The sequence below is a fragment of the Pseudomonas fluorescens genome, from assembly GCF_000802965.1.
GTDB lineage: Bacteria > Pseudomonadota > Gammaproteobacteria > Pseudomonadales > Pseudomonadaceae > Aquipseudomonas > Aquipseudomonas fluorescens_A.
Genome location: NZ_JSAK01000001.1, coordinates 239,092 through 260,749 on the forward strand (window position 1 = coordinate 239,092; position 21,658 = coordinate 260,749).

The 21,658-nt window shown below is 60.9% G+C and carries 24 protein-coding genes and 1 pseudogene; 18 read left to right on the forward strand and 7 right to left on the reverse strand.

The window, feature by feature from the left end:
- The 14 genes and pseudogenes from NL64_RS30460 to phnP all read left to right on the forward strand — a co-directional run.
- A pseudogene (locus NL64_RS30460) lies at positions 1-357 on the forward strand (hypothetical protein); the annotation flags it as partial.
- A gap of 106 nt (positions 358-463) precedes the next feature.
- Entirely contained in the window at positions 464-1,297 is an 834-nt protein-coding gene (gene phnC / locus NL64_RS01090) for a phosphonate ABC transporter ATP-binding protein (RefSeq protein WP_034146311.1), read from the forward strand.
- A gap of 43 nt (positions 1,298-1,340) precedes the next feature.
- Positions 1,341-2,354, forward strand: coding sequence for a phosphonate ABC transporter substrate-binding protein (phnD, locus tag NL64_RS01095; RefSeq protein WP_034146312.1), 1,014 nt, complete (start codon positions 1,341-1,343; stop codon positions 2,352-2,354).
- Positions 2,355-2,489: 135 nt separating this feature from the next.
- Positions 2,490-3,272, forward strand: a complete 783-nt coding sequence (gene phnE, locus NL64_RS01100) for a phosphonate ABC transporter, permease protein PhnE (RefSeq protein WP_034146313.1) — start codon at positions 2,490-2,492, stop codon at positions 3,270-3,272.
- 37 nt (positions 3,273-3,309) lie between these two features.
- Positions 3,310-4,014: a phosphonate metabolism transcriptional regulator PhnF gene (phnF, locus tag NL64_RS01105; RefSeq protein WP_080757821.1), complete on the forward strand. Its 705-nt coding sequence runs from the start codon at positions 3,310-3,312 to the stop codon at positions 4,012-4,014.
- Between the two features lie 11 nt (positions 4,015-4,025).
- Positions 4,026-4,475 carry a phosphonate C-P lyase system protein PhnG gene (gene phnG / locus NL64_RS01110; RefSeq protein ID WP_034146315.1) on the forward strand — a complete coding sequence of 150 codons (450 nt, stop codon included), beginning with the start codon at positions 4,026-4,028 and terminating at the stop codon, positions 4,473-4,475.
- Positions 4,475-5,065: a phosphonate C-P lyase system protein PhnH gene (gene phnH / locus NL64_RS01115; RefSeq protein ID WP_034146316.1), complete on the forward strand. Its 591-nt coding sequence runs from the start codon at positions 4,475-4,477 to the stop codon at positions 5,063-5,065. The genes phnG and phnH overlap by 1 nt, the downstream gene beginning before the upstream one ends.
- Positions 5,065-6,141, forward strand: a complete 1,077-nt coding sequence (locus NL64_RS01120) for a carbon-phosphorus lyase complex subunit PhnI (protein ID WP_034146317.1) — start codon at positions 5,065-5,067, stop codon at positions 6,139-6,141. The genes phnH and NL64_RS01120 overlap by 1 nt, the downstream gene beginning before the upstream one ends.
- Positions 6,134-7,006 (forward strand): alpha-D-ribose 1-methylphosphonate 5-phosphate C-P-lyase PhnJ, encoded by an 873-nt coding sequence (locus NL64_RS01125; RefSeq protein WP_034146318.1) that lies wholly within the window; start codon positions 6,134-6,136, stop codon positions 7,004-7,006. Before NL64_RS01120 ends, NL64_RS01125 begins: the two co-directional genes overlap by 8 nt.
- Positions 7,003-7,809, forward strand: coding sequence for a phosphonate C-P lyase system protein PhnK (gene phnK / locus NL64_RS01130; protein WP_034146319.1), 807 nt, complete (start codon positions 7,003-7,005; stop codon positions 7,807-7,809). The genes NL64_RS01125 and phnK overlap by 4 nt, the downstream gene beginning before the upstream one ends.
- A gap of 28 nt (positions 7,810-7,837) precedes the next feature.
- On the forward strand, positions 7,838-8,557 hold the full coding sequence (gene phnL / locus NL64_RS01135) for a phosphonate C-P lyase system protein PhnL (RefSeq protein ID WP_034146320.1): 720 nt from the start codon (positions 7,838-7,840) through the stop codon (positions 8,555-8,557).
- On the forward strand, positions 8,547-9,692 hold the full coding sequence (locus NL64_RS01140) for an alpha-D-ribose 1-methylphosphonate 5-triphosphate diphosphatase (protein ID WP_034146321.1): 1,146 nt from the start codon (positions 8,547-8,549) through the stop codon (positions 9,690-9,692). Before phnL ends, NL64_RS01140 begins: the two co-directional genes overlap by 11 nt.
- A complete protein-coding gene (gene phnN / locus NL64_RS01145) occupies positions 9,692-10,258 on the forward strand; it encodes a phosphonate metabolism protein/1,5-bisphosphokinase (PRPP-forming) PhnN (protein WP_034146322.1) in 567 nt (188 codons plus the stop codon). The genes NL64_RS01140 and phnN overlap by 1 nt, the downstream gene beginning before the upstream one ends.
- Positions 10,249-10,998, forward strand: coding sequence for a phosphonate metabolism protein PhnP (gene phnP, locus NL64_RS01150; protein WP_034146323.1), 750 nt, complete (start codon positions 10,249-10,251; stop codon positions 10,996-10,998). The genes phnN and phnP overlap by 10 nt, the downstream gene beginning before the upstream one ends.
- A gap of 98 nt (positions 10,999-11,096) precedes the next feature.
- Here phnP and NL64_RS01155 read toward each other — a convergent pair whose 3' ends face one another.
- Positions 11,097-11,984, reverse strand: a complete 888-nt coding sequence (locus tag NL64_RS01155) for a LysR family transcriptional regulator (RefSeq protein ID WP_034146324.1) — start codon at positions 11,982-11,984, stop codon at positions 11,097-11,099.
- Between the two features lie 228 nt (positions 11,985-12,212).
- Here NL64_RS01155 and NL64_RS01160 point away from each other — a divergent pair, with 228 nt between their 5' ends.
- On the forward strand, positions 12,213-12,425 hold the full coding sequence (locus tag NL64_RS01160) for a type II toxin-antitoxin system HicA family toxin (protein ID WP_034146325.1): 213 nt from the start codon (positions 12,213-12,215) through the stop codon (positions 12,423-12,425).
- Complete coding sequence (locus tag NL64_RS01165) at positions 12,425-12,829, forward strand: type II toxin-antitoxin system HicB family antitoxin (RefSeq protein WP_034146326.1); 405 nt, start codon at positions 12,425-12,427, stop codon at positions 12,827-12,829. Before NL64_RS01160 ends, NL64_RS01165 begins: the two co-directional genes overlap by 1 nt.
- A gap of 83 nt (positions 12,830-12,912) precedes the next feature.
- Here NL64_RS01165 and NL64_RS01170 read toward each other — a convergent pair whose 3' ends face one another.
- Entirely contained in the window at positions 12,913-14,118 is a 1,206-nt protein-coding gene (locus NL64_RS01170) for an MFS transporter (protein WP_034146327.1), read from the reverse strand.
- A 235-nt stretch (positions 14,119-14,353) separates the two neighbouring features.
- Between NL64_RS01170 and NL64_RS01175 the strand changes: the two genes are divergently transcribed.
- The gene (locus tag NL64_RS01175) at positions 14,354-14,983 is read left to right on the forward strand and encodes a hypothetical protein (protein ID WP_080757822.1); all 630 of its coding nucleotides are present in this window, start codon (positions 14,354-14,356) and stop codon (positions 14,981-14,983) included.
- A gap of 229 nt (positions 14,984-15,212) precedes the next feature.
- Complete coding sequence (locus tag NL64_RS01180) at positions 15,213-15,656, forward strand: hypothetical protein (protein WP_034146328.1); 444 nt, start codon at positions 15,213-15,215, stop codon at positions 15,654-15,656.
- A 134-nt stretch (positions 15,657-15,790) separates the two neighbouring features.
- On the opposite strand, the gene NL64_RS01185 is transcribed toward NL64_RS01180, so the two are convergent.
- From NL64_RS01185 to NL64_RS01205, 5 genes are all read right to left on the reverse strand, one after another.
- Positions 15,791-16,786 (reverse strand): sulfate ABC transporter substrate-binding protein, encoded by a 996-nt coding sequence (locus NL64_RS01185; RefSeq protein WP_034146329.1) that lies wholly within the window; start codon positions 16,784-16,786, stop codon positions 15,791-15,793.
- 191 nt (positions 16,787-16,977) lie between these two features.
- Positions 16,978-17,802, reverse strand: a complete 825-nt coding sequence (locus tag NL64_RS01190) for an ion transporter (protein WP_034146330.1) — start codon at positions 17,800-17,802, stop codon at positions 16,978-16,980.
- A 21-nt stretch (positions 17,803-17,823) separates the two neighbouring features.
- Complete coding sequence (locus tag NL64_RS01195; protein ID WP_034146331.1) at positions 17,824-18,735, reverse strand: urea transporter; 912 nt, start codon at positions 18,733-18,735, stop codon at positions 17,824-17,826.
- A 185-nt stretch (positions 18,736-18,920) separates the two neighbouring features.
- On the reverse strand, positions 18,921-20,336 hold the full coding sequence (pyk, locus tag NL64_RS01200; protein ID WP_034146332.1) for a pyruvate kinase: 1,416 nt from the start codon (positions 20,334-20,336) through the stop codon (positions 18,921-18,923).
- Positions 20,326-21,606 (reverse strand): glycerate kinase type-2 family protein, encoded by a 1,281-nt coding sequence (locus NL64_RS01205; RefSeq protein ID WP_034146333.1) that lies wholly within the window; start codon positions 21,604-21,606, stop codon positions 20,326-20,328. Before NL64_RS01205 ends, pyk begins: the two co-directional genes overlap by 11 nt.
- Positions 21,607-21,658: the final 52 nt, after the last annotated feature.

The window sequence follows — 21,658 nt, forward strand, 5'->3', positions numbered from 1 at the left end:
CGGAGCGAGGGCATGCCGAGCATTAGCGAGGCACCGAACGACAGGGGCAAAGCCCTTGGTTACTTGGGGCTTTTCCAAGTGACCCGCCGTAAGGGCGGAACCCTAAGAGGTCGTTACCGCAGGAATGGATATGTACACCTGAAAGAAATTGGTTGGCTGTCAGGCCGCAATCGCTGGCAAGCCAGCTCCCACAGAGGAACGTGGACATCAGGAGGAACATTGGTCGACTGTCAGGGCGCCATGCCATCGCTGGCAAGCCAGCTCCCACAAGGATCGCTGGTGATCAAAGGGCTGTGCAAACAAGGACCAACCGGGCGAATGGCCAGCTCAACCATTCACAAAACCTTCATCAAATAGTTAATCCAGTGACATGTGCGAGTCATAGGGCTGACACAGCCCGTGCCTAAAGTCTGTTGAACTCAAATGCAGCCACGGACGGCTGTTCAACCAGACAGAGAAGCCCATGAACGCAGCTATCCATGTCGATCATCTGAACAAGACCTTTGCGCGTAAAACCGCACTGGTCGACCTCGAGCTGACCATCGCGGCCGGTGAGATGGTCGCGCTGATTGGCGCGTCCGGCTCCGGCAAGTCCACCCTGCTGCGCCACCTCGCGGGCTTGGCCTGTTGCGATAAAAACAACGGCGGCAGCGTCAAGGTGCTGGGTCGGGAAGTGCAGGCGAGCGGGCGGCTCAATGGCAAGGTGCGGCGCCTGCGGGCGGACATCGGCTACATCTTTCAGCAATTCAACCTGGTCAACCGCCTGAGCGTGCTCGACAACGTGCTGCTCGGTTGCCTGGGCCGCATGCCGCGCTGGCGTGGCAATTTGAGCCTGTTCAATGCCGAAGAAAAACAGTTCGCCATGGAATCCCTGGACCGTGTCGGCCTGGCTGATCTGGCGGCGCAACGAGCGTCGACCCTTTCCGGTGGTCAGCAGCAACGCGTGGCCATTGCCCGTGCACTGACCCAGCGAGCCGAAGTGATTTTGGCGGATGAGCCGATCGCCTCCCTCGACCCGGAATCGGCACGCAAAGTCATGGAAATCCTCGCCGACATCAACCGCCGCGACGGCAAGACCGTGGTGGTGACCCTGCATCAAGTCGACTACGCCACCCGCTATTGTCCGCGTGCCGTGGCGCTCAAGGGCGGGCGCATCCATTTCGATGGTCGTGCCGCCGAGCTGAGCGGGCAGTTCCTCAACGATTTGTATGGTGCCGACATCGACACCAGCCTGATGTGTTCCGACCACATCCGCGCCAACGAAGCCACGCCCCGGCTGGTAATGGCCCGCGCCTAAACATCCCTCAATTCCCAACCGTTCACCCTCAGGAAGCCTTTCCATGTTGAACCGTATCGGTCGCGTTTTTGCTGGTGCAGCACTGCTCGCCAGTTGCGTCATGGGCACCGCCCAGGCTGAAGAAAAAGCCATCAACTTCGGCATCATGTCCACCGAGTCCTCGCAGAACCTCAAGAGCATCTGGCAGCCGTTCCTGGATGACATGCAGAAGCAGACCGGCCTGAAAATCAACGCCACGTTTGCCTCCGACTACGCTGGCCTGATCCAGGGCATGCGCTTCAACAAGGTCGATGTCGCGTGGCTGGGCAACAAGGCTGCCATCGAAGCTGTGGACCGTTCCAACGGTGAAATTTTCGCCCAGACCGCAGCCGCCAGTGGCGCCGCCGGCTACTGGAGTGTGTTGATCGCGCGCAAGGACAGCCCGATCAACTCCGTTGAAGACATGTTGAAAAACGCCAAGAACCTGACCTTCGGCAACGGCGACCCTAACTCCACTTCGGGCTATCTGGTGCCGGGCTACTACGTGTTCGCCAAGAACAACGTCGACGCCGCCACCGCGTTCAAGCGCACCCTCAACTCCAGCCATGAAGTCAACGCGCTGAGCGTGGCCAAGGGTCAACTGGATGTGGCGACCTTCAACACCGAAAGCTGGGATCGCCTGGAAGTCACCCAGCCCGATAAAGCCGCGCTGCTGAAAGTGATCTGGAAGTCGCCGTTGATCCCCGCCGACCCGCTGGTGTGGAGCAAGGCGCTGAGCGACAGCGAGAAGCAGAAGATCCGCGATTTCATCTTCAGCTACGGCGACACCGACGCCGAGAAGGCCGTGCTTGCGGGTATGCAGTTGGGCAAGTTCCTCAAGTCGAGCGACGACCAGTTGCTGCCGATTCGTCAGCTGGAACTGTTCAAGCAGCGCACAACGATCATTGCCGACACCAAGCTTGAAGCGGGAGACAAGGCCAAGAAGCTCGCCGATATCGATGCTGAGCTGGCGAAGCTGCAAGAGCGCATCACCTTGCTCGACAAAACCGTCGACAAAAAATCCGCAGCCAACGGCTAACCCCTGTAGGAGCGAGCCTGCTCGCGATGAACGTAGGGACACCGCATTTCTCCCGGTTTCCCGCGTCATCGTTTACGACCATCGCGAGCAGGCTCGCTCCTACAGGTTCTGCGTAACGCAATTTAGAGAACCCTCATGACCACTCTCCACGCTGAAGCCGTCGGCAAACGAACCTGGCCGCAGTACGCCGGTTGGGGCCTTTTTCTGGTCCTGCTGGCCTGGGCCTGGCACGGCGCTGAAATGAATCCGATGGCGCTGTACCGCGACTCGGGAAACATGGCGACCTTCGCCGCAGATTTCTTCCCGCCGGACTTCCATGAATGGCGCGCTTACCTCAAGGAAATGATCGTCACCGTACAAATCGCCCTGTGGGGCACGGTGTTGGCGATTGTCTGCTCGGTGCCGCTGGGCATCCTCTGCTCGGAAAACATCACTCCTTGGTGGATTCATCAACCGCTGCGTCGGGTGATGGACGCGTTCCGTTCGATCAACGAAATGGTCTTCGCCATGTTGTTCGTGGTGGCGGTCGGCCTCGGTCCGTTTGCCGGCGTTCTCGCGCTGTGGATCAGCACCACCGGCGTACTCGCCAAGCTGTTCGCCGAAGCGGTCGAAGCCATCGATCCAGGCCCGGTCGAAGGCGTTCGCGCCACCGGTGCCAGTGCGCTGCAAGAGGTGATCTACGGCGTGATTCCGCAAGTGATGCCGCTGTGGGTTTCGTACGCGCTGTACCGTTTCGAGGCCAACGTGCGCTCGGCGACGGTGGTGGGCATGGTCGGTGCCGGCGGGATCGGCGTGATCCTCTGGGAGAACATCCGCGCCTTCCAGTTTGTCCAGACCTGCGCCGTGCTGCTGGTGATCATCGTCGTTGTCAGCCTGATCGACATCCTCTCGCAACGCCTGCGCAAGCAGTTCATCTGATCTTCGGAGGGGTGCCTGCGGGCGCTTTTTTTAAAGCATGCAGTTGTCTAGACAAGATGAACCGGTGTACCGCGAACTCGCCGACATCCTGCGTCGTGAATTGAGTGACTTTCGCGCCGGGGACTTCCTGCCCGCCGAGGTGCAGTTGGCCGAACGCTTCGGCGTCAACCGCCATACCTTGCGCCGCGCCATTGATGAGCTGGTGTTCGAAGGCAGCCTGCTTCGGCGTCAGGGCAAAGGCACCCAAGTGCTGGAACGGCCGCTGATTTACCCGATGGCCGCCGACAGTGCCTACAGCCAGTCGCTGTCGGCCCAGGGTTTGGGCGTCGAGGCGGTGTTGCTCAAGCGTCGCTACTGCTTCGCCAGCCGTGAAGAAGCCCAGCACCTGGGCCTGAGCGAGATGGCGCCGATGATCGAATTGCAAACCCTGCGCAAGCTCGACGGCCAACCGGTCAGCCTGATTCGCCATCGCTACTGCGCCAGCCATGCGCCGCTGCTGGCTGACTACACCGGTGGTTCGCTGCGCCAGTACCTGAGCGAGCGGGACCTGCCCCTGATTCGCACCCAAAGTCTGATCGGCGCACGCCTGCCCAACCGCGAAGAAGCCGCGCTTTTGATGATGCCCCGGCATTTGCCGGCGCTGAGTGTGTTCACCCTTTCCCGTGATCGCGACGGCCGAGCGGTGGAGCTTGCCCAGTCCACCAGCCGTTCGGATCGCTTCCAGTACCAGGTCGTCACCTGATGGAGAACGCCATGCAGAACCTTGTTCCTCACACCGAACGCCAGCACTGGATCGGCGTGCTGGCCCGCGCCCGCCGCGATGAATTACAGCCCCATGAAGCGGCGCTGCGCGACATCGAGTACCAACTGATTCGCGCCCCGGAAATCGGCATGACCCTGGTGCGTGGCCGCATGGGCGGCAACGGTGCGCCGTTCAACGTTGGCGAAATGAGCGTGACCCGTTGCGTGGTGCGCCTGGCTGATGGCCGTACCGGCCACAGCTATCTGGCCGGGCGCGACAAGGTCCACGCAGAACTCGCCGCCTTGGCCGACGCGCATTTGCAGGGTGTGCAACAGCGTCACTGGTTGGCGGAAATGATCACGCCACTGGCGGCCATTCAGGCCGAACGTCGGGCGCAAAAAGAGGCGGAAACCGCCGCCACCAAAGTGGAATTCTTCACCCTCGTGCGAGGAGAAAACTGATGAGCGCACAGCTGTTGCAACCGGCGTTCGCCGACCCGGTGCTGGATGCCCAACGCGGTTTCCGCGCGGCACTGAAAGCCTTGGCCGGCCCCGGTCTGATCCAGACCCTGCAAGCCTCGCCGAGCCTCGAAGGGCTGGAGCCTGCGACCTACGCCTTGTGTCTCGCGCTGCTGGATGTCGACACGCCACTGTGGCTGGCACCGTCCTTCGACACGCCGCAGATCCGCGCCAACCTGACGTTCCACTGTGGCTGCCCGCTCACCGCAAACAGAGAGGCCGCGCGATTCGCCTTGCTTGCCGCCGACGATTTGCTCGACCTGAGCGGCTTCGATCACGGCAACGATCGCTACCCCGATCAGTCATGCACGCTGCTGGTTCAGCTGCCAACTCTCGACGGCGGAGCAGGGCTGATGTGGCGCGGGCCGGGAATCGAAACCGAACACGGCGTGGCGCTGCCAGTGGCCGAGGGCTTCTGGACTGAACGCGAACGGCGCAACGAATTCCCCCGGGGCCTCGACCTGTTTTTCACCGCCGACCATGAGCTGATCGGTCTGCCGCGCAGCACCCGCATCGCAAAGGAGCGCGTCTGATGTACGTAGCCGTCAAGGGTGGCGAACAGGCCATCGACAATGCCCACCGCCTGCTGGCGAAAAAACGCCGGGGCGACACCTCGGTCACTGAGCTGAGCGTCGAGCAGATTCGTCAGCAACTGCCGCTGGCAGTGGCGCGGGTGATGAGCGAAGGCTCGCTGTACGACGAAGAGCTGGCTGCGCTGGCGATCAAGCAAGCGGCGGGGGATCTGGTGGAAGCGATCTTTCTGCTGCGTGCCTACCGCACCACGTTGCCGCGCTTCAGCCCGAGCCTGCCGATCGATACTTCGAACATGCAGCTCAGCCGTCGCTTGTCGGCAACCTTCAAGGACGTGCCGGGCGGGCAACTGCTGGGGCCGACCTTCGATTACACCCATCGTCTGCTGGATTTTGCCTTGCTTGCCGAAGGCGAATATCCGGGACCGCAAACAACCGCGAACGCCCGCCTCGAACCATGCCCGCGAGTCCTTGGTCTGCTGGCCCAGGAAGGCTTGATCAAGAACGAAACCGACAACAATGAAACCGTAGCCGACATCACCCGCGATCCGCTGGAACTGCCCGCCAGCCGCGCCGAACGCCTGCAAGCGTTGGCCCGTGGTGATGAAGGTTTCCTGTTGGCGCTGGGCTATTCGACCCAGCGCGGTTACGGGCGCAATCACCCGTTCGCCGGGGAAATTCGTATCGGTGAAGTCGAGGTGTGGATCGAGCCTGAAGAGCTGGGGTTCCCGATCAATCTGGGCTGCATCGAAGTCACCGAGTGCGAGATGGTCAACCAGTTCGTCGGTTCCGCAACGGAGCTGGCGCAGTTCACCCGTGGCTACGGTCTGGCCTTCGGGCACGCCGAGCGCAAGGCCATGGGCATGGCGCTGGTCGACCGTGCGTTGCGCGCCAAGGAGTTCAACGAAGAGATCGAATCCCCGGCGCAGCAGGAAGAGTTCGTGCTGATGCACTGCGACAACGTCGAGGCCGCCGGTTTTGTTTCGCACCTGAAATTACCTCACTACGTGGACTTCCAGGCCGAACTGGAACTGATCCGCAAACTGCGCAAACCCGCCGAGGGGCAAAGCCATGAATGATATGACCCAGGCGCCGGTACGAGACGCGGCGTACAACTTCGCCTACCTCGATGAACAGACCAAGCGCATGATCCGTCGCGCCTTGCTCAAGGCCGTGGCGATCCCCGGCTATCAGGTGCCGTTCGGTGGTCGCGAAATGCCGTTGCCTTACGGCTGGGGCACCGGAGGCATGCAATTGACCGCCGCGATTCTCGGTGACGACGACGTGCTCAAGGTCATCGACCAGGGCGCGGATGACACCACCAACGCCGTGTCGATCCGTCGCTTCTTCGCTCGCACGGCGGGTGTCGCGACCACTGAAAGCACCCCGGACGCGACAGTGATCCAGACCCGTCACCGCATCCCGGAAACGCCGCTGCACGCCGACCAGATCATGGTTTACCAAGTGCCGATTCCCGAGCCGCTGCGCTTCATCGAACCGTCGGAAACCGAGACCCGGACCATGCACGCCCTCAACGATTACGGGGTCATGCACGTCAAACTCTACGAAGACATCGCCACCTTCGGCCACATCGCCACGGCCTATGCCTACCCGGTGATGGTCGATGAGCGCTACGTGATGGACCCGTCGCCGATCCCTAAATTCGACAACCCGAAACTCGACATGAGCCCGGCGCTGATGCTGTTCGGCGCCGGTCGCGAGAAGCGTCTGTACGCGGTGCCGCCGTACACCAAAGTCACCAGCCTCGACTTCGAGGATCACCCGTTCGAAGCGCAGAAGTGGGAAGAGTGCTGCGCCATTTGCGGTAGCCACGACTCGTTCCTTGACGAGCTGATTCTCGACGACGCCGGCACCCAGAGCTTCGTCTGTTCCGACACCTATTACTGCGCCCAGCGCGTCAGCCAGCAGGAGCAGGGCCAATGAACCAGGCGCTGAAAAACCAACTGCCCGTGTCCACCGAGCCTTTGCTGCAAGTGCATGATTTGTCGCTGTTGTATGGACCGGAGAAAGGCTGTCAGGACGTCAGTTTCGATTTGTACCCCGGTGAAGTGCTGGGGATTGTCGGCGAGTCGGGTTCGGGCAAATCCACCTTGCTCTCGCTGCTCAGCGGACGCCTTCCGCCGCAAAACGGCCGCATCGGTTACCGCGACAAACAGGACCAATGGCTGGACCTGTACAGCGCCAGCGAAGCCGAGCGCCGCACCTTGCTGCGCACCGAATGGGGTTTCGTCGAGCAGAACCCGCGTGATGGTTTGCGCATGGGCGTGTCCGCCGGGGCCAACATCGGCGAGCGCTTGATGGCCCAAGGCGTGCGCAATTATCAGCAACTGCGCGGTGCCGGACTCGACTGGCTGAGCCAGGTGGAAATCGATCCGCAGCGCATCGACGACTTGCCCCGGACTTTCTCCGGCGGCATGCAACAACGCCTGCAAATCGCCCGAAACCTGGTGTCGAGCCCGCGTCTGGTGTTCATGGACGAGCCGACTGGCGGCCTCGATGTGTCGGTGCAGGCGCGCTTGCTCGATCTGTTGCGCGGGTTGGTGCGGGAATTGGACCTGGCGGTGGTGATCGTCACCCACGACCTGGCGGTGGCGCGTCTGCTGGCCGATCGCTTGATGGTGATGCGCCGTTCGCGGGTGGTGGAAACCGGCCTGACCGACCAGATCCTCGACGATCCACAACACCCTTATTCGCAACTGCTGGTGTCTTCGGTGTTGCAGCCGTGAAGCCCCGTCCAACTGTGGAAACCGAGCGATGAATACCTTGATCGAGGTCCGTGACCTCTCGAAAACCTTCACCTTGCATCAGCAGAACGGCGTGGTCCTCAACGTGCTGCGTGGCGTGGATTTCAGCGTGGCGGGTGGTGAATGCCTGGTGCTGCACGGCCAGTCCGGCGCCGGCAAAAGCACCTTGCTGCGCACCTTGTATGGCAACTATCTGCCGGCGGGCGGCAGCATCCGCGTGCAGCACGACGGCCAGTGGCTGGAATTGGTGGGCGCCGAGCCTCGGGACATTCTGCAAGTGCGCCAACGCACCCTCGGATACGTCAGCCAGTTTCTGCGGGTGATTCCGCGAGTGGCGTGCCTGGACGTGGTGATGGAGCCAGCGCTGGCCCGGGGGTGGTCGAAACAGCTGGCGCAATCGCGCGCCGAATTGCTGCTCACGCGCCTGAACATTCCGCAACGCCTGTGGCAACTGGCGCCCGGCACCTTCTCCGGGGGCGAGCAGCAGCGGGTCAACATCGCCCGCGGCTTCATGGTGGCGTGGCCGGTAATGTTGATCGACGAACCGACCGCTTCGCTGGACGACAACAATCGTCAGGTGGTGCTGGAACTGATGAACGAAGCCAAGGAAGCGGGTGCCGCGCTGATCGGCATCTTCCACGACCGTGTCGCTCGCGAGGCGGTTGCCGACCGCCATCTGGACATGACGCCTGCCGTTGCAAGCCAAGAGGAATACGCCGATGCCCGTTGAACAGATCCTCAGCAATGCCCAACTGGTCACCGCCGATCGTGTGTTCTACGGCACCGTGGTGCTGCGTGACGGCTTGATCGCGGAGATCGCCGAAGGCCCGAGTCGCTTGCCTCAGGCTCAGGATCTCAACGGTGATTATCTGCTGCCCGGCCTGGTGGAATTGCACACCGACAACCTGGAAAAGCACATGACCCCGCGCCCCGGCGTGGACTGGCCGTCGCGCTCGGCCGTGCTCAGCCATGACGCGCAGATCATCGCGGCTGGCATCACCACGGTGTTCGACGCCGTGTCCATCGGCGACGTCAACCCCAAGGGCAATCGCATGCAGAAATTGCCGGCGATGCTCGAAGCAATCTCCAGCGCCTCCGACGCCGGGCTGACCCGCGCCGAGCATCGTCTGCACTTGCGCTGCGAACTGTGCCACCCGGACACTCTGAGTGTGTTCCGCGATCTGGTAGAGCATCCGTTGGTGCAACTGGTGTCGGTGATGGACCATTCGCCGGGTCAGCGCCAATTCGTGTTGGAGTCCAAGTACCGTGAGTACTACATGGGCAAATACCACCTGACCACGACCCAGATGGACGAATTCATTACCTTGCAGATGGCTAACTCCCGGGAATACAGCGACCGCTATCGCGCGGCGATTGTCGAGCATTGCCTGGCGCGTGGCCTGTCAGTGGCCAGCCATGACGACGCGACCCTGGCCCATGTCGAAGAATCGGCTCGCTACGGCATGACCATCGCCGAATTCCCGACCACCGTCGAGGCGGCGCGCGGTTGCCGGGAGCAGGGCATGAAGGTGTTGATGGGCGCACCGAACATCGTGCGCGGCGGTTCGCACTCGGGTAACGTGGCCGCCGCTGATCTGGCGGGAGAAGGGCTGCTGGACATCCTGTCCAGTGACTACTACCCGTCGAGTCTGCTGCAAGCCGCATTTGCGCTGGCGGCCCAGAATAACCGCATCGGCCTGGCCGCAGCGGTGCGCATGGTCAGCCTCGCCCCGGCCAGGGCTGCCGGGTTGAGTGATCGTGGTGAAATTGCACCGGGCTTGCGTGCGGATCTGCTGCAAGCACGGAGCCTGGACGGCCTGCCGGTGGTCCAACAAGTCTGGCGACAAGCGAAGAGGGTGTTTTGATGGCGGGCAGGTTGATCTATCTCATCGGGCCTTCAGGTTCGGGCAAGGACAGCCTGCTGGATGCCGCACGAACGCGGTTGGCCGAGCGCGGCTGCCGCATCGTGCGGCGGGTCATCACCCGCTCGGCGGAAGCGGTGGGTGAAGCGGCGCAAGGCGTCAGCCCGGAGCGGTTTGCCGGGATGGAAGCTCAGGGCGCGTTTGCCCTGAGCTGGCACGCCAATGGTCTGGCCTATGGCATCCCGCTGGAAATCGATGATTGGCTGGCGGCGGGTCAGGACGTGTTGGTCAATGGTTCGCGCGGGCATCTGAAGCAAACACGTGAGCGCTATCCGCATGTGCTGGTGTTGTTGCTGACGGTGGATCAAGCCGTGTTGCGCGAGCGACTGTTGGCGCGCGGGCGTGAGTCCGTCGCGGAGATTGATCAGCGATTGGCGCGCAATGCGCGATTCAGTGAAAATCTGCTGGCTGACAATTCGGATGTGCATTTGCTCGACAACTCCGGACCGATCGAACGCACGGTCGAACGGCTATTGGCCTGCATTGAAGAGCCAGCCGCATGCGCCTGACACTGCTGGGCACCGGTGATGCGAGACAGGTGCCGGTCTACGGTTGCGAATGCCCGGCCTGTGTTCGGGCGCACACCGATGACCGCTGGCGCCGACAACCGTGCTGCGCGCTGATCGAATGCGCTGATCAGCGCTGGCTGATCGACAGTGGTCTGGCAAACCTTACCGAACGCTTTCCCCCGCGCAGCTTCAACGGCATTTTCCAGACCCACTATCACGCCGATCATGCCCAAGGGTTGCTGCATCTGCGCTGGGGCCAGGGCCTGGTGATTCCGGTTCATGGGCCCGTGGACCCGGAAGGGTTGGCTGACCTCTACAAACATCCCGGCATTCTCGATTTCAGCCAACCGTTCGAGGCCTTCGAAACCCAAACCTTCGGAACCTTGAGCGTGACCGCGCTGCCTCTTCTGCACTCCAAACCGACCCTCGGTTATTTGCTGGAAGGCGAGGGGCGGCATATCGCTTACCTGACGGACACCGTCGGCCTGCCACCGGCCACCACGGAGTTTCTGCAACGCCAGCCGCTGGATGTGCTGGTGCTCGACTGCTCCATGCCCCCGCAGCCACAGGCGCCGCGCAACCATAATGATCTGAACCTGGCGTTGCAGTGCATTGGCGAGTTGCAACCGGCTTCGGCGGTGTTGACGCATGTCGGGCATACGCTGGATGCGTGGTTGATGGAGCATCGAGGTGAGCTGCCGGGTAATGTCAGTGTGGGGTTTGATGGGTGTGTGGTTTGACGCCGAAAAGATCGCAGCCTTCGGCAGCTCCTACAAGTCACGCGACTCCCTGTAGGAGCTGCCGAAGGCTGCGATCTTTTGATCTTGTTTGAGGGCCTTCAGACCTCTTTCGTCAGCAATCCCTGCACATACTCCACGAACGCCCGAGCCTTGGCACTGGCCATTCTACCGGTTGGAAACACGGCCCACAGGTCTTGATTCGGCAGCGTCCAATCCCGCATGGCTTCCCTGACAGTACCGTTGGCGAGTTCTGAAGCAAACATCCACTCCGACGCCAAGGCTAGCCCCTGATCGGTGAGCACCGCAGCACGCAGACCCTCGGCCGCACTGACGCGGATGCGACCGTTGATGATCACGGGCTGTTCTTCATCGGCCTTCTTGAACGGCCCATTGGCGCTGCCGCCCAGGCTGTAGATGATTGCCTGATGTTCGCTCAGATCGGCGGGGCAGGTGGGCTCGCCGTGTTTGGCAAAGTAAGCGGGTGTACCGAGTACTACGCGCCGGCATTCGGCAATCTTGCGCGCGGTGAGGCCTGAGTCACTCAGGGCGCCCAAGCGCAGGGCAAGGTCGACGCCTTCTTCGACGAGATTGATGTTGCGATCATCGAGCATCAGGTCGATGTTCAGTTCCGGGTTCTGATCGAGAAACGGCCCCAGCTGCGGCACGATGTGCAGCCGGCCGAAGGTCACGGCGGCGCAAATGCGCAGGTTGCCACTCAGTCCACTGGCGGCGCCGCGAGCGGCGTTGTCAGCTTCGTCGGATTCTTCGATGGCGCGTTTGGCTCGTTCAAAAAATGCCAGGCCTGCTTCGGTGGGCGTGAGGCCACGGGTCGAGCGCAACAACAGCCGAACCGCAAGCCGCGCCTCAAGCTGCGCGATGGCTTTCGAAACGGCGGGCTGGCCGATATTCAGGCGTCGTGCGGCAGCAGAAAATGAACCGGTTTCCACCACGTAGACGAAAGTTTCCATTGCGGCGAGACGGTCCATCGTAGGTCCTTTTTCAATTCTGAAAGTTGGCGCTGGGCCATTGTAGGAGCAGGCTCGTTCCTACAAAGGATTAGCGCTGTCCGCGTGGCCGTTGAGTGTAATCCGGGTCGATCCCGGCGTAACGAATCACACTCTGTAAAACAACCGGACGTCGTGATCGGTATTTCTGTGCTTGAGTAAAGATAACTCTAGAGTTATTTTTGTTTGACCGTAGCAAGGAGGCTGTTGGTGCAGAGCAGGCTATTGATCAAGGAGCTGGAAGAGGCTGGTTGGGTGCTGGATCGAATCACGGGCAGTCATCACATCTTCACTCACCGATACAACCCACACACGATTCCCGTCCCCCATCCGAAAAAGGATTTACCGATCGGGACGGTCAAGAGCATCAGGAGGCGCGCCGGGCTATTTTGCCCGCCCGCCAGTTACGCAGGAGATCCATAATGCAATATCCCATCTGTATCGAGTGGGGCGACGAGAACACCGCCATCGGTATTCAGATCCCCGATATTCCCGGTGCGGCAACCGCCGGGGATACGTTTGAAGATGCCTATAACGCCGCCGTGGAAATTGCCCACCTATTGCTGCAGGAAATCGCGGCCGAAGGCCGGGATATTCCGATGCCAACGTCGACGGCTGAACATCTCGGCAATCCCGACTACATCGGGATGGGCTGGGGCATGCTGGAAATCGACATCTCGCCCTATATGGGCAAGACCGAGAAGGTCAATGTGACGTTGCCTGGGTACGTGATCCAGCGTATCGACCGTTACGTTCGCGAGCACAACGTCAAAAGTCGTTCGTCTTTTTTGGCGGATGCGGCGATGGAGAAGCTGGTTCGACACTGAGTCGCGTCAGCTTAATCGCCTTCGCTCCCACAGGTTCGTATCAGACCTGTGGGAGCGAGCCTGCTCGCGATGCTTTTGGCTTCTTATGCCGTCGCCAACGATGGTTTCTCTGAAACACTCAAAAACCGCAACAGCGCCAACAGTGGAAACGCACTGCCGACGATCACGATCCACAACCAGCCACCGTGTTCATACACTGCACTGGCCACCGACGAGCCGAACGCACCGCCGATAAAGATGCTGGTCATGTACAGCGCATTCAGGCGGCTGCGGCTTTTGGCGTCGAGGGCGTAGACCGCGCGTTGGCCGAGAACCATGTTCATCTGCACGCAGAAATCGAGCACCACGCCTGTCACCGCGAGGCCGATGACGCTGTAGGCCGGATGAATGAAGGCCGGCAGGAAGCTCAGGCTGGCGAACAGCAGGGCCAGCAACGAGGCGATGCGCGTGTGCCCGGCATCGGCCAGTCGTCCGGCGATCGGCGCAGCGATGGCACCGATGGCCCCGACCAGCGCGAAAATGGCGATCTGCGATTGCGACAAGCCGTGATTGCGCGCCAGTTCCAACGGCACCGCGGTCCAGAACAGGCTGAAGGTGGCGAACATGCAACCCTGATAAAACGCACGCTGGCGCAGGACCGGTTGTTTGCGCAACAGGGTCCAAAGCGAACCCAGCAGTTGGCCATAGGAAGCACTGTGATCAGGCTGGCGCTTGGGAATCGTCAGGGCCAGCACGATGCTGATGGCCGCCATCAACACGGCCGCAATCACAAACATCGCGCGCCAGCCGAAGTGGTCGGCGACGACACTGGACACGGGTCGCGCCAGCAGAATCCCCAGCAACAATCCGCCCATGATCCCGCCGACCACTCGGCCGCGAGATTCTTCCGGCGCCAGGTGTGCGGCCAGCGGAATCAGGATCTGTACCGACACCGAACTGAATCCGACCAATAGGGAAATCAGCAAAAACACATTCGGCTGATCGGTAAACGCCGCGCCCAACAAGCTGGCAATCGCCACCAGCGTGGTGATGATCATCAGTCGCCGGTTCTCCAGCAAATCCCCCAGCGGCACCAGGAAAAACAGGCCCAGCGCGTAACCGATCTGGGTCAGAGAAACGATCAGGCTGGCCATGGTATTGGTCAGGCCGATGTCCGGCGCGATCAGGCCGATGATCGGTTGGGCGTAGTAGATGTTGGCCACGATGGCGCCGCAGCAGAAGGCGAACAGCAGCACCATGCCTCGGGTCATTGTCGCGGTGCCGTGAGGCACCTGAGTCGCTGGGTTCATAACGTGTCTCGCTGAACAGATGGGAATGCGCGCAGGCTAAAGGGCTGACTGAAACGGCGGAAGTGGGATTGGAGTGATAGCAGTCATTCCATTGCGGAATGAGTGACGAACGAGCGTGCCGTCGGCCGATGGCCGTTGCGTCAGAACTTCAGGGAGCGATGATACATTCACTTACATCTTGTTCGATAGCGTGCTTATGTTCGCACTTCACGTTTCCTGACAGGAAGGCTACTCCATGAATACGATGGTTCGTCACCTGATTCGCGGCGTTTCGGTTGCTACGCTGGTCAGCCTGTTTACGGCAGGCATGGCCCTGGCACAGGACGCACCGGGCATGCGCATCGGTGTGCGCGGCGAGATTACCGGCGTCAGCCCTGACGTGCTGAAAGTGCACGCCACCAGCGGCGAAAACGTGGTCATCAACCTGACCAAGGACACCAAAGTCCGCGCCGTCACCCTGGCCAACATCGAAGACATCAAGCCCGGCAGCTACATTGGTTCCGCCGCCATTCCTCAAGAGGATGGCACCCTCAAGGCGCTGGAAGTCCACGTCTTCCCGCCGGAGCTGGCCGGCAGTGGCGACGGTCATCGGCCTTTCGACCTGGTCAAGGGCAGCAGCATGACCAACGGCAGCGTCGGGGATCTGGTGGTGAGCAATGGCCGGGTGCTGACCGTCAACTACAAGGGCGGCCAACAGAAAATCCTGGTGCCGGAAGACGTGCCGATCGTCAACCTGATACCGGGTGACCGCAGCTTGCTCAAGGTGGGCGTGAAAATCGTCACGTTCGCGACCCAAAGCGCGGACGGTACGCTCACCGCACAGTCCATTTCCGCAGGCAAGGATGGTGTCACACCCCCGATGTAACCCCGTCCCCCTGTAGGAGCTGTCGAGTGCAACGAGGCTGCGATCTTTTGACTTTAAAAGATCAAGATCAAAAGATCGTCCGAACGTGGCCCGAGCCTGCGGCAGCTCCTACAGGACACAGTCAAAACCACCATGACCGACCATCCGAAGAACCGCCCGTAATCCCCTGAACGCTAGACTCTACAGGGGGAATCACTTCAACGCGTCCTTGTTAAGCGGGAGTTCCACGATGAAAATCGTATCTTCGCTGGCGTTGGTGGTAGCGGTTGGGTGCATCTCCGGGTGTTCGACAGTGCCTGACAATCAGGTCACCAACATTCCCTTGAACGCTACTTCCATTAATGCCGGGAATATCGCCCGGCCCATCATGATGCCCGACGGGCATTCAACGGTGTTCTGGTTCGCGGTCAGTGGCGAGTCCATGGGCAGCGCATTGCCAGGCCGTTTGATGGCCTACATCTATCCGGGTAGTTGCGCGAGCCTGGGTTCGAAACCGGCCTATGACATGAACGAAGGACCGAATGCGCGGTTTTATTCGCAGGCATCGATGCAATATTTCTGGAAAAGCGCACCGGTAGCCGTGGAAACACTTCGGGCGGGCGGTTATGCGTTAGTGGTGCGGGAAAGTCCGGCGGATGGCCATCAGGCTATCTTTTGCGGGAATTTGAGCTGATCGCGAGCGCTAAACCTGTAGGAGCCGGCTTGCTGGCGATCTCGTACGTACAGTCGACACAGTTGTCGCCTGACGAATCGCAATCGCCAGCAAGCCGGCTCCTACAGAAGGTTACGTTTTTCTCAGCCTTTTATTTACTGCGCATAAATCTGATCGAAAATCCCGCCATCATTGAAGTGGGTCTTCTGCACGGTGCGCCAGTCGCCGAAGGTCTTCTCTACCGACAGGAAGTCGACTTTCGGGAAGCGGTCGGTGTACTTGGCCAGCACGGCCGGGTCACGCGGACGCAGGTAGTTGGCGGCGGCGATTTCCTGGCCTTCCGGCGACCACAGATACTTCAGATATTCCTCGGCGGCGGCGCGGGTGCCTTTCTTGTCGACGGTTTTGTCGACCACCGACACCGGCGGCTCAGCTTCGGCGGAGACGCTTGGGTAGATCACTTCGAACTGATCACGGCCGAACTCGCGGGCGATCATTTCAGCTTCGTTCTCGAAGGTCACCAGCACGTCGCCGATCTGGTTGGTCATGAAGGTCGTCGTAGCGGCGCGACCACCGGTATCCAGCACTGGCGCTTGCTTGAACAGCTTGCCGACGAAGTCCTTAGCCTTGTTTTCGTCGCCGCCGTTTTTCAGCACGTAGCCCCAGGCCGACAGGTAGGTGTAGCGACCGTTTCCCGAAGTTTTCGGGTTCGGCACGATGACTTGCACGCCATCCTTGAGCAGATCCGGCCAGTCTTTCAGCGCTTTCGGGTTGCCTTTGCGGACGATGAACACAGTGGCCGAAGTGAAGGGCGCGCTGTTGTTTGGCAAGCGGGTGACCCAGTTGTCCGGGACCAGTTTGCCGTTGTCCGCCAGGGCGTTGATGTCGGTGGCCATGTTCATGGTGATCACGTCAGCCGGCAGGCCGTCGATGACCGAGCGCGCCTGTTTGCTCGAACCGCCGAAGGACATCTGCAGGGTGATGTTTTCGTTGTGCTCGGCCTGCCAGTGCTTCTGGAACGCAGTGTTGTAGTCCTTGTAGAAATCGCGCATCACGTCGTAGGAAACGTTGAGCAGGGTCGGTGCGGCCTGAGCCATGCTGGTCAGGGCCAGGCCAGCGGCCAGAAGTGAAGCGCCAAAGATTTTTTTCACTGCGAATTCCTTGTTCTGTTGTGTGGGAGCTGCCGCAGGCTGCGTTCTTTTGATCTTGCTCCTGAAAATCAAGATCAAAAGATCGCAGCCTGCGGCAGCTCCTACGGGTTTTGTGTGTTGAAAGCGATACCATTTTGCCAGCGACTATAGCCGGGCTCGCATAGTCCTTTAAAGATTAAAAAGCACTTTGCTTATTCCAGTTTTTTGAACAGGGCATTGCCGCAACGGGAACAGAAAGCGGCGCCGTGTTCGTGGTTGCTTTTGCGGCACACCGGGCAGTTGTGTTGCAGCTGTTCACCGCGCATGGCGTTGGCCAGTTCGGCGGTGAAAATCCCGGTGGGCACGGCGATGATGGAGTAACCGGTGATCATCACCAGTGACGAAATCACCTGACCCAGCGGAGTCTTCGGCACGATGTCGCCGAAGCCCACGGTGGTCAGGGTCACGATAGCCCAATAGATGCCTTTGGGGATGCTGGTAAAGCCGTGTTCCGGGCCTTCGATCACATACATCAACGTGCCGAACACCGTCACCAGCGTGCAGACGCTGACCAGAAACACCACGATCTTCTGCTTGCTGCCGCGCAGGGCGGACATCAGGTAATTGGCTTGTTTCAGGTAAGGGCTGAGCTTGAGCACGCGGAAAATCCGCAGCATCCGGATGATCCGGATAATCAGCAAATACTGCGCATCAGCGTAATACAGCGCGAGGATCCCGGGCACGATCGCCAGCAAATCCACCAGCCCGTAAAAACTGAAGGCGTAGCGCAAAGGCTTGGGCGAGCAATACAGCCGAAGAATGTATTCGCCCAGGAAGATGACGGTGAAACCCCACTCGATGTAGGCGAGTACATCGGCGTAGTTTTTGTGAATGCTGTCGATGCTGTCGAGCATCACGATCACCAGGCTGGCGAGGATGATCAACAGCAGAATGCCGTCGAAGCGCCGACCCGCCTTGGTGTCGCTCTGGAAAATCATGACGTAAAGCTCTTCACGCCAGTTTTTGCTGCTGTCCATGGAAAACGCCTGACTCAATGATCAGCGCAGCCTAGGTTGATTCTCCTCCAGAGTGCAAGGCGTACGGGTGACCGTGGCCTTGGCAAACATTTGCACAGCACTGCGAACCAGCCAGCAGGCAAGAATGAACGGTGCGGTCAGCGTGGGCAGACCGATGGCGGCAAACATCGGCGTCAGCAACAGCGCCAAGGCAATGCCGACCAGCGGCAGCCATGGCTGCTGGCGTTGCGAGCTGAGGGCGAGGGCGGCGAGCACGGCGTTGTAGCCACCGAGGCCGAGCAATGCGGTATAGAAGTCGTGGTGCAGCAGGCTCCAACCCATGCCCGCGACAGACGCCAACAACGCCCAGCAGAACGCGCGACGATCGGCGATCAGCAAACCGGCGGCAATTAACGCACCGGCCAGCGGATGACCGAGGAACATCACCTGGCCGAGCCCTTTGAGTGGTGCGGCAAGCATGTTCAGTGTGCTGACTTCGATCATATGCGCCTGGGTCGAGGGGGTTGCGAAGCACAGCAGCAACCAGCTCAGCACGACGAAGGGCGCGGTGTAGGCCGGTAGGTATTGGCTGACCCGCACGCGTTTGAGCCACTGTTGCGTGATCATCGCACTCAGGCCGCCGGCAGCCAGAATCAGCGGCGGCATCATCGCCGACCAGGGAAAATAAAGGCTCAGCAACAGTCCGAGCAAGACGCCGTTGTAGCTGAAAAGCCCGGCCTGGCGATCGGCCTTGGCATAGCCACGACGCTGCGCGGTGAGCAACCCGGCGACACCGCCGAGCAGTGCACCGCCGAGCAAGGCAGGCGCGGTACACAGGATGGCGAGCAGGCACAAAAGACCGAACAGCGGATGACGCTGGAGGAATATCTGGCTGAAGCCGTTGAGCAAAGCTTCCGCCCAGTCGGGGCAGGTGTTGAAATGGTTGGCAGGCATGATGAAGTCTGGGCAGTGGGAAAACCAAGGTCTTGCACAAACTCTGTGGCGAGGGAGCTTGCTCCCGCTGGGGTGCGAAGCAGCCCTAATTCGCTGAACGCGGTTTCTCTGTGGAACCCGTCATCAAAGCGACGACTGCTGCGCAGCCGAGCGGGAGCAAGCTCCCTCGCCACAAATAATGTTTGTTAAATCAACGTCTCGATACGCAGTGAGTTAGTCGACCCCGGCTGCCCAAACGGCACACCCGCGGTGATCAACAACGTATCGCCACGCTGCGCCATGCCCTGGGCCTGGGCAATTTCCAACGCTGTGGAACACACTTCATCGACCTGACGCAGGCGGTCATTGACCACCGAGTGCACACCCCACGCCACAGTCAGGCGACGCGCGGTTTGCAGGTTCGGCGTGAGATTGAGGATCGGCACGGTCGGCCGTTCCCGTGCCGCACGCAGGCTCGATGTGCCTGACTCGCTGTAGTTCACCAGCACCGCCACCGGCAGCACGTTGCTGATGCGGCGAATCGCGCAACTGATGGCATCGGAAACCGTGGCCTCGGCTTTCGGTCGGCTGACGTCCAGTTGGGTCTGATAATCCGGGCCGTTTTCCACTTGGCGGATGATCTTGCTCATCATCTGCACGGCTTCGAGCGGGTATTCGCCGGACGCGGTTTCCGCTGACAGCATCACCGCGTCCGCACCTTCGGCCACGGCGTTGGCCACATCGGTTACCTCGGCGCGGGTTGGCGCCGGTGAGAAGCGCATCGACTCCAGCATCTGCGTCGCCACCACCACCGGTTTGCCAAGTTGGCGGCAGGTGCTGATGATGTTTTTCTGGATCTGCGGCACGCTTTCGGCGGGCACTTCCACGCCCAGATCACCGCGAGCCACCATGATTGCGTCGCTCAACTCGGCGATCTCGCGCAGTTGTTCAACGGCCGAAGGTTTCTCGATTTTGGCCATCAGGAACGCTTTGTCGCCGATCAGCGTGCGGGCTTCGCGGATGTCGTCCGGACGCTGCACAAACGACAGCGCCACCCAGTCCACACCCAGTTCCAGACCGAAACTCAAATCGCGACGATCCTTGGCGGTCAACGGACTGAGGTCGAGCACTGCTTGCGGCACGTTCACGCCTTTGCGGTCCGAGAGTTCGCCGCCATTGAGCACGGTGGTGTCGATGGCGTCGGCGTATTTGGTGACCACTCGCAGGCGCAACTTGCCGTCGTCAAGCAGCAGGTCCATGCCCGGCTCCAGCGCGGCGATGATTTCCGGGTGCGGCAGGTTGACCCGGCGCTCATCGCCCGGCGTGGCGTCGAGGTCCAGGCGCAAAGCCTGGCCGCGATGCAACTGCACCTTGCCCTCGGCGAACTTGCCGACCCGCAGCTTCGGGCCTTGCAGGTCCATCAGAATGCCCAGCGGATAATTCAGCTGGCGTTCGACTTCACGGATCCACTGATAGCGCTTGGCATGGTCGGCGTGATCGCCGTGGCTGAAGTTCAGGCGGAAGATGTTGACCCCGGCCTGCACCAGCTCGCGGATGTCGTCGATCCCGTTGGTGGCCGGGCCGAGGGTGGCGAGGATTTTGACCTTTTTATCAGGCGTCATGTTTAGGGCTCTCGAGGATCAGAATGGCGCGGAAGTCGTTGACGTTGGTGCGGGTCGGCTCGGTAACGATCAGTGCATCCAGCGCCTCGAAATAGCCGTAGCCATTGTTGTTGTCCAACTCGTCGCTGGCGCTCAAACCGAGGGCGGCGGCGCGGGCGTAGCTGTCCGGGGTCATGATCGCGCCGGCGTTGTCTTCGGAGCCGTCGATGCCATCGGTGTCACCGGCCAGCGCATAAACGCCAGGCAGGCCCTTGAGGCTGTCGGTCAGGCTGAGCAGGAACTCGGCGTTGCGTCCGCCGCGGCCATTGCCGCGCACGGTCACGGTGGTTTCGCCGCTGGAGAGAATCACGCACGGCGCCGGCAACGGCTGTCCATGTAGCACCACTTGGCGGGCGATACCGGCGTGGACTTTGGCTACTTCGCGGGATTCGCCTTCCAGGTCACCGAGGATCAACGGGCTGAAACCGGCCTGACGGCATTTCACCGCCGCCGCTTCCAGGGATTGCTGCGGACGGGCGATCAATTGGAAATGACTGCGGGCCAGGCTCGGATCGCCGGGTTTGACCGTCTCCGATTCCGGGCTTTGCAGCCAGTTGCGCACGGAGGCCGGCACTTCGATGTTGTAGCGCTTGAGGATCGCCAGCGCTTCAGCCGAGGTACTCGGGTCGGCCACGGTGGGGCCGGAGGCGATGACCGTGGCGAGGTCGCCCGGCACATCGGAAATCGCATAGGTATAAACAGTGGCAGGCCAGCAGGCTTTGCCCAGACGCCCGCCCTTGATCGCCGAGAGGTGCTTGCGCACGCAGTTCATCTCGCCGATGGTCGCGCCGGATTTGAGCAGGGCTTTGTTGATCGATTGCTTGTCGGCCAGGGTGATGCCTTCGGCCGGCAATGCCAGCAGAGCCGAGCCGCCGCCGGAGAGCAGGAAGATCACGCGGTCGTTTTCCGTCAGGTCGCTGACCAGTTCAAAGACACGCTTGGCAACGGCCTGACCGGCAGCATCAGGCACCGGATGCGCGGCTTCGACCACTTCGATTTTTTCGCACGGGGCGCCGTGACCGTAACGGGTCACCACCAGACCAGACACTTCACCCTGCCAGCAACGCTCTACCACTTGAGCCATGGCGGCGGCGGCTTTACCGGCGCCGATGACGATCACACGACCACTGCGGTCGGCAGGCAAATGGGCTTCGAGGACTTGCTGCGGATGGGCCGCGTCGATGGCTGTGGCGAACAGCTCGCGCAGGAATTGTTGCGGATCGACCGACATGGCGGGCTCCCGGAATTCTTGTTATTGGGATAAGACGACAGCAGGTGTTGCG

Bases quoted from the DNA above. Each gene is read 5' to 3' on its own strand.
- phnC (WP_034146311.1), top strand. From the start codon at position 464: ATGAACGCAGCTATCCATGTCGATCATCTGAACAAGACCTTTGCGCGT.
- phnD (WP_034146312.1), top strand. From the start codon at position 1,341: ATGTTGAACCGTATCGGTCGCGTTTTTGCTGGTGCAGCACTGCTCGCC.
- phnE (WP_034146313.1), top strand. From the start codon at position 2,490: ATGACCACTCTCCACGCTGAAGCCGTCGGCAAACGAACCTGGCCGCAG.
- phnF (WP_080757821.1), top strand. From the start codon at position 3,310: ATGCAGTTGTCTAGACAAGATGAACCGGTGTACCGCGAACTCGCCGAC.
- phnG (WP_034146315.1), top strand. From the start codon at position 4,026: ATGCAGAACCTTGTTCCTCACACCGAACGCCAGCACTGGATCGGCGTG.
- phnH (WP_034146316.1), top strand. From the start codon at position 4,475: ATGAGCGCACAGCTGTTGCAACCGGCGTTCGCCGACCCGGTGCTGGAT.
- NL64_RS01120 (WP_034146317.1), top strand. From the start codon at position 5,065: ATGTACGTAGCCGTCAAGGGTGGCGAACAGGCCATCGACAATGCCCAC.
- NL64_RS01125 (WP_034146318.1), top strand. From the start codon at position 6,134: ATGAATGATATGACCCAGGCGCCGGTACGAGACGCGGCGTACAACTTC.
- phnK (WP_034146319.1), top strand. From the start codon at position 7,003: ATGAACCAGGCGCTGAAAAACCAACTGCCCGTGTCCACCGAGCCTTTG.
- phnL (WP_034146320.1), top strand. From the start codon at position 7,838: ATGAATACCTTGATCGAGGTCCGTGACCTCTCGAAAACCTTCACCTTG.
- NL64_RS01140 (WP_034146321.1), top strand. From the start codon at position 8,547: ATGCCCGTTGAACAGATCCTCAGCAATGCCCAACTGGTCACCGCCGAT.
- phnN (WP_034146322.1), top strand. From the start codon at position 9,692: ATGGCGGGCAGGTTGATCTATCTCATCGGGCCTTCAGGTTCGGGCAAG.
- phnP (WP_034146323.1), top strand. From the start codon at position 10,249: ATGCGCCTGACACTGCTGGGCACCGGTGATGCGAGACAGGTGCCGGTC.
- NL64_RS01155 (WP_034146324.1), bottom strand. From the start codon at position 11,984: ATGGACCGTCTCGCCGCAATGGAAACTTTCGTCTACGTGGTGGAAACC.
- NL64_RS01165 (WP_034146326.1), top strand. From the start codon at position 12,425: ATGCAATATCCCATCTGTATCGAGTGGGGCGACGAGAACACCGCCATC.
- NL64_RS01170 (WP_034146327.1), bottom strand. From the start codon at position 14,118: ATGAACCCAGCGACTCAGGTGCCTCACGGCACCGCGACAATGACCCGA.
- NL64_RS01175 (WP_080757822.1), top strand. From the start codon at position 14,354: ATGAATACGATGGTTCGTCACCTGATTCGCGGCGTTTCGGTTGCTACG.
- NL64_RS01180 (WP_034146328.1), top strand. From the start codon at position 15,213: ATGAAAATCGTATCTTCGCTGGCGTTGGTGGTAGCGGTTGGGTGCATC.
- NL64_RS01190 (WP_034146330.1), bottom strand. From the start codon at position 17,802: ATGGACAGCAGCAAAAACTGGCGTGAAGAGCTTTACGTCATGATTTTC.
- NL64_RS01195 (WP_034146331.1), bottom strand. From the start codon at position 18,735: ATGCCTGCCAACCATTTCAACACCTGCCCCGACTGGGCGGAAGCTTTG.
- pyk (WP_034146332.1), bottom strand. From the start codon at position 20,336: ATGACGCCTGATAAAAAGGTCAAAATCCTCGCCACCCTCGGCCCGGCC.
- NL64_RS01205 (WP_034146333.1), bottom strand. From the start codon at position 21,606: ATGTCGGTCGATCCGCAACAATTCCTGCGCGAGCTGTTCGCCACAGCC.